This is a genomic window from Helicobacter suis (assembly GCF_902196125.1).
Classification (GTDB): Bacteria; Campylobacterota; Campylobacteria; order Campylobacterales; family Helicobacteraceae; genus Helicobacter; species Helicobacter suis_B.
Map to the genome: position 1 here is coordinate 1 of NZ_CABIKG010000074.1, position 6,590 is coordinate 6,590.

Sequence of the window (6,590 nt, forward strand, 5' to 3'; positions counted from 1 at the left end):
TAGAAATACTCTGTAGAAATACTCTTAGGTAGAAATACTCTGTAGAAATACTCTTAGGTAGAAATACTCTGTAGAAATACTCTTAGGTAGAAATACTCTTGACAAAAGCCCCACAGGGCGAACTAGTCAAAGCAAGTTTACGCGCGTCCCGTAGGGTTGACTAGTGAGCACACTATGCGACCCTAAAGGGGCACTTCGCAAGCTTGTTTCGCATAGTGTGCCCTACGGGGTTATGTTTTGAAAATGATACATGTTAAATTACTTTTAATGTTTTTCATATGATAAAATACATTGTTTTTTTAAATCGCTAAAGCGCAAGCCCAACACCTAGCAAACCCCGCTATTTACGCGGTTTTAGTGATCCTTTTATTCTTGACAAATAGCGCCTATATCTCTCAATGTATCTCAATGCATGTACTCTCACTGTAACTCTCTACAAAATATCTCTCTGCAAAATATCTCTACAAAAACTTTCTACAAAAACTTTCTACATGTACTCTTGCTATGATCTAGTTACGCTATGATTATGCCCACACGCTAAACTCATATTAGGATAGTCAAATGAGTTATATTTCCTCTATCAATTTCCAGCCTACTACAAACAAAAATCAGCTATCACATAACGATAGAAGTAAACCGCCTAGCTATTTACTACCCACAGATAAAAGACTTAAAGTAGAGTGTGATAAGCCTGCAGATATGGCTGTGAAGTTAAGAAATTCTATTATCTCTAAAGCCATGCAAGATTATAAAAACCATGTAAAGCAAAAGTTTAAGGCGGGTTCTTATCTATGGAGTGCAGTTGTTAATATCACCCCTAACACTTCTATAGAGGAGTTAAAAACCCTAGCTAATCATTTTCAAAACAAGTACGGCTTTCAGTGCTACCAAATCGCTATACATAGAGACGAGGGCGTGGTTAAAGAAAGTGGGGAAGTGGTGATTAATCACCATGCACATATGGAGTTTGTTACACTTGATAGAGTTACGGGGCGTAGTATGTTTAGGCGTGTTTGCAATAAAAGGGGGCTATCTCAAATTCAAAATGAAGTAGCGGAGCTCTTGCATATGGAAAGGGGTAAGCCTAAGAATGATGTTTACAATGATAAGGGTGAATTGATTCAAAAAGGTACGGGGTTAAAACACCTTAGCCACTTTGCCTATAAAAGATTAATGAGAGAAAAAGAAGTTGAGGCAAACCAAAAAGAGAAAGAGATTAAGGAGGAGTTGACTACTCAACATGATTTAGATTTAAAGGCTAAAGAGTTAGAAATTGAAAGGCTTAAAAATGAAGTGGCTATGCATGATCAAGCGCTACAAAATTTAAAAGTGTTGTGTGAAGTTGTAGAGGCTAATACTGGGAAGTCTTTAAAGCCAAAAGAGACTAAGCAAATTACCGAATCTGTAGTTAAAGTTTTCAAGGCTAGTAATGCACTTTGTGAAGCTTTAGGAGTGCCTAAAATTTATAATCAAGAGGACTATATAAACTTGCGTAAGACCCGCGATAAAAGATTTAAAAATGTGCAGGAGCTTATGGAGTATGTAGAAAACCTAGAGAAAGATAAGCCCAAACTTTCTATTAGTGATCTTGTTTCTAAAAAGTTAGATCCCCTTTACGATCCTATTGAAGCAAGAGATAAAAAGTTACAAGAGACTAAAGGGAAATTAGAGGCTAAAGAGTTGGAGTTGCAAAAGACTAAGGAGGAGTTGCAAAAGACTAAGGAGGAATTACAAAAGACTAAGGAGGAGTTACAAAACTTTAAGCAAGATAGAATAGAAAAAGCGGAGGAGGCTAGAATGCTTATTAAAAATATCTTGTTCTCAACTCAACTAGAGGTAAATAAAAAACAAGAAATTATAGTTTCGCAAGAAAGAAAAATTGCGGAGTTGGAGGCTAAGCTAACACCTAAAAACATTCAAACCACTTATTTCCCATCTAAAGAAGTGGGAGGAGGGCACTCTCAAGACATGGGAGGGGGCGGGCGATCTCTATAATTACAGCCCTCTTGATTTGCAAAATTTCAAAAAGGCGGGTAGTTGCGGTTTCTGTGGGCAGTCTATCAACCTTAAAACATTCGCATAGCTTATGCCCTTTTCTCTGTACATCTTAATCGTGTTCTTAAAGGGGTTTAGTGGGTGGTGCTTATTAAACTTGCCCTTAGCCCGCCCTAAGTGAGTACCCCCTGCTTTCTTTGCAGCTAAAGCCGTTTTAGTTCTTATACTTATCATTTCTCTTTCAGCCTGTGCCAAATAACTATAAATGGCAATTAGCAAGTTACCTATAGCGTTTTTATAGGTGTTGAGCTCCGGCTGTCTAGTAAAGCAGACCCTAACCCCTTTCTCATTGAAAAACTCCATTAAGTTCATTACTTCTACCATTGATCTACCTAAGCGCGTTAATTCAGCTACTAGCAACAAGTCCCCTTTTTCTAATAAGTCTTTTAACTCATTAACCCGCCTTTTCTCTTGTGATCTACGGCTACTCATTTCTACTTCTATCCACTTATCTACAGATATATTATTAGCCTTAGCGTATTGTTCAAGATCGTATCTCTGGCTTAATTGTTCTTGCTTATCTGTAGAAATCCTTATATAGGCTATTACCTTTTTAACCTCTACTTCTACACCATTCTTTTTACTTGTTCGCATTTTTAACCCTTTCATTTTAAGATATTTATAATCTATTATATCACATAAAACTATACAACCTAATTTAAATTATTTAAAATATGACAAAAACGGGCGTTTTAATGTTATAATAGGGGTGTCGGGCTGTAGCCAAAGCGCGATAAATTCAATTCTAAAGGAGTTTTAAATGGCTAAACAAAATATAGAAAGCGTTAGTATGTACTTCGGGGCTTTAGACTTTGGTACGGACAATGATATTTGGATCGGCTTTCAACAAGGCGACGAATGGGTAGCATTTAAACTTAGTAGATTTGCTGAATGGTTTAAAAATGATACCAGCGAAGTCAAATGTATTAGAGGTAGTAAAAATCCTACAGAACCTACAATAAGACCTTTAGTCGCTATTAAAGAATTTAAAGAAAACACCTTTACCTTTTATAGCACTAAAACCTCTAAAACGGGTAAGGGTATCTTTAAGGGGGTTAAACCTATAAAAATCACACTTGCAAACGACCAACTTAGAATTTTAAAAAATTTGTGTGAATGTTGGACATTGTCAGGTACAGATACCAAAACTATGCGAAAGTTAAGCATGATTCAAAATATTGGAGATTTAGGGGGTGATGATTTAGAATTTGATATAGAATAAGAAAAAGGGGGTTTGCTTTAACCTACAAAACGAAGCACAACCCCACGCCGAAAGAGGTGTTATAATGCAATTAAAACGCTTAAATTATTCTTATATAAACCGCAAATCCAAAGACCCCTATTATCACAACTACAAAGAAAAGTATTACAAACTTGATATAGCCCCCCTTATTGAGTGTTACCAAGAGCTAAATTTTTCTAGTTTTGCTAAGTCAAAAATAGACAAAATTCAGGGCGCTTTTTTATGTCTAAAAAGAGGTTTAAAGCCTTCAGTTTCGTTTAAGCAAGAATCCACTTTTTCAAAAAGTGGGTTTTTGAGGGCTTTAAAAAAGTGCCTTGTAACTCCGTGCCAGACGGGCTTACCTCAAAGTGTCGTAAATTTTTCTATGTCGGGGCAAAGCCCCACACGACGCAATAATACGACAGACCAAACTACAGCCCGCCCCCAACTTCTAAAAGCTTATGAGTGTTCAGTATTACCACGCCTTGAAAATCTCTATCAAAACGCCCCTTTGAAAAGTCTAACGATTGGATATGATACAGAGTATAAAGCAGTGGCTAAGGGTAAAGATTTATATAATAAAATTTTACTCTCTCAACTATGGTTTTGTGAATTAGGCTTTGGCGTGGTGTTTGTCCATAGTCCCGAAGCTAGGTTAAACCCCATTGATTTACTAGAGTTGGTGCTACCTCCGCTTGATGGGGTGCTAGATTTAGGGTTTCACACTAAAGAGAAAGTGAGACTGCATGCCAGCGATAAAAAGGGTAAGAAAGCTAGGGTTTGTAATTTATATGTCAACTTTGTCTATCACTTCGGCATAGCGGAGTACTCTACATGGGATTTAGCTTTTAAAAAGGCGTATGAGAATGATTTTACAATTGTCCGTAAGTGTCCCCTAACTTTTGGAAGTCAATGTAAATCTCTAAAAAGTCTTATGTTGCCGGTAAAGATTGATAGCTGGCTGGATAAACATAAAGCCTACATTCAAACTGACTTCAGCGATACCTTTTTGACGTATAACAAGGGTTTAGAAAAAGTAGGGGATATGATCGGGGCTGAGAAAATCCACTTAAGACAAGTAGACTTAGATGACTTTGAAACCTTTTTAAACGATAACCCCTTAGTCGCCTTAGATTATGCAATTAACGATGCCTATGTCTCTGTAGAAGCTTTTCACTTCATACACGAAACCTTTTTAAAGAAAGAATTCGGGGTTAACTCAAAAGTCTATACAGCCCCTAGCATAGGCTTAAAAGCTTTTCTCTCTCATTTGAAAAAACCCGAATATAAGGGAGTGCTTGAGAATATTACAAATCCTAAAGGTAGCCGTTTTCATTTTAGTTTAGATAACTTAGATACAGCGGGCTTTATAGGCGGGCTTAATGCGGTGCTTAAATCAGGGCGCTATAAAAAGGTTGTATACGACTATGATCTTTCTGGGTGCTATGGCATGATGATGTGTAGTTTCCCTTTGTGTGACTTTAGTAAAGATTTTAAGCGTGTTGATAAACCTAAAGGTAAAGTTGATAGAAACGCATTGAGTTGCGATTATCAAGGAGTAGTTAAACTAGATTATAAGTTTAAATCAAATGTTTATATCCCACCTATTTTCCCTAAAAATGAACATGGGCTTATACATGTTTTAGAGGATAAACGCGCTGAAATTCTTATAGATGATTTTCTCTTTTGTCTTGATAGCGGACTTTTTGAGGATTATTACATTCACGATATAAAAGCCTTAGAACCTTTCAAAGATGAAGTTAAAGCTAGTGCACTAGGCGCGTTTGTTAAAGAAATGATAGAGTTTAGAAACCATTATAAAGAACTTAGAGATAGAAGTACTATCCCCTCCGATTGGATTAAATATAACGCCTTTCAAGAGCTGTACAAACTAATTATTAACTCCCTTTATGGCAAGTTTGGGCAGGGGGTTAATACAGATACTCCAGAATCTAGTATTACAAACGCTGCTATTGCGGCTAAGATAACTGGGCGCTGTAGGCTTTTACTATGCGAAATAATTAACTTTTTACATGCTAAGGGTGTTGTGATTTATTCAGTTACTACTGACGGGTTTGCATGTGATACGAACTTAGATGAGTATAAGAATGAGATATTAAACCTCCCTTTTGTTAAATTTATTAGAGAAAGATATAATAAAGTAATGGGTGTGGATACGCCCTTTTTAGAGTTAAAGCATTATCAAAACCCGCAGAATGATCCCTATACTTTGTTTTTGCGTACCCGTACTTGTTTTATGGGTGAGAAAAAGAAAGAGAGTAAAAGCGAACTCTATTTAGCTAAGGGTGGTATTAAACTACCTAAAGAGATAAAAGGAGATCATGATAAGTCGTTACAATACTGCTTAGAAGTAATAGCAAATGGCGGGCTTAACATTCAAGATAACTTAACGGATAGTCAGGAGGTTTATAAAAAGTATAAAGACTTAGTCAATGTTAGAGAGGCTAAGGAGTTAAACCTAGAAGTAGATTTAAAAAGAAAACTTATATTGACTGGGTTTAGAGACTGCACAGATGACGGTTTAAATTTAACTATCCCACTCTTTGATACTGAACCTTATAAAAGTGTGGAGGAGGCAAATAAACATTTAAAAGCTTATGAAGCTCTCCGCAAAACCACTAAAAGGCAGTACAAAGGTAAAGAGTTTGTACCATTCAAAACTAAGAATTTTACGCTAGGCGGTGAATTAGCTACTTATCAATTCTTGTTTTACATTTCTGTTAAAAGTCTTTACCCAGAAATGACAAAACCCCTTGATGACTTGCGGGTTTACTTAGCCCACTTGTTAAAAGAGAAAGGCTTTAAAAATGATGAGATAGAGAAAGGGTTAGGGTTTGCAAAAGGTAAAGTTCGTATTGCAGTGGATAACTATAAACGCCATGAGAAAGATAAAACCGCTTATAAGTTGCCTATTGATTTGGTAAACATGTTAAAGCCTTATTTAGATGAAGTGGGAAATAAGTTTTTTGAGTGGATATTTCAATATGCTAGCAGTGATCAAAGATACTACCTCTTTACAGGGTTAACAAAAGAAGTTCGAAAGTACACAGAAACGCAGAGTTCGCAAGAAGCGATGCATACACCGCGTAAAGCAAACAAAAGCAAAGGCTTAGGTAGAAACACTTTCATCTCAGGTAGAAATACTCTTAGGTAGAAATACTCTGTAGAAATACTCTTAGGTAGAAATACTCTATAGAAATACTCTTAGGTAGAAATACTCTGTAGAAATACTCTTAGGTAGAAATACTCTGTAGAAATACTCTTAGGTAGAAATACTCTGTAGAAATACTCT

General features: G+C 36.3%; 4 protein-coding genes. 3 read left to right on the top strand and 1 reads right to left on the bottom strand.

Translation table 11 applies throughout. The annotated features are described in order from the left end of the window. The first annotated feature begins 561 nt into the window (after positions 1-561). Positions 562-1,995 carry a hypothetical protein gene (locus G6Q00_RS08480; RefSeq protein WP_205426585.1) on the top strand — a complete coding sequence of 478 codons (1,434 nt, stop codon included), beginning with the start codon at positions 562-564 and terminating at the stop codon, positions 1,993-1,995. On the opposite strand, the gene G6Q00_RS08390 is transcribed toward G6Q00_RS08480, so the two are convergent. Beyond that, the gene (locus G6Q00_RS08390; protein ID WP_240331066.1) at positions 1,996-2,649 is read right to left on the bottom strand and encodes a recombinase family protein; all 654 of its coding nucleotides are present in this window, start codon (positions 2,647-2,649) and stop codon (positions 1,996-1,998) included. 166 nt (positions 2,650-2,815) lie between these two features. On the opposite strand from G6Q00_RS08390, the gene G6Q00_RS08395 reads away from it, so the two are divergent. Together G6Q00_RS08395 and G6Q00_RS08400 are read left to right on the top strand one after the other, a co-directional pair. Next, complete coding sequence (locus tag G6Q00_RS08395) at positions 2,816-3,277, top strand: hypothetical protein (RefSeq protein WP_163532767.1); 462 nt, start codon at positions 2,816-2,818, stop codon at positions 3,275-3,277. Between the two features lie 385 nt (positions 3,278-3,662). Further along, on the top strand, positions 3,663-6,452 hold the full coding sequence (locus G6Q00_RS08400; protein ID WP_163532768.1) for a DNA polymerase: 2,790 nt from the start codon (positions 3,663-3,665) through the stop codon (positions 6,450-6,452). Positions 6,453-6,590 lie beyond the last annotated feature (138 nt).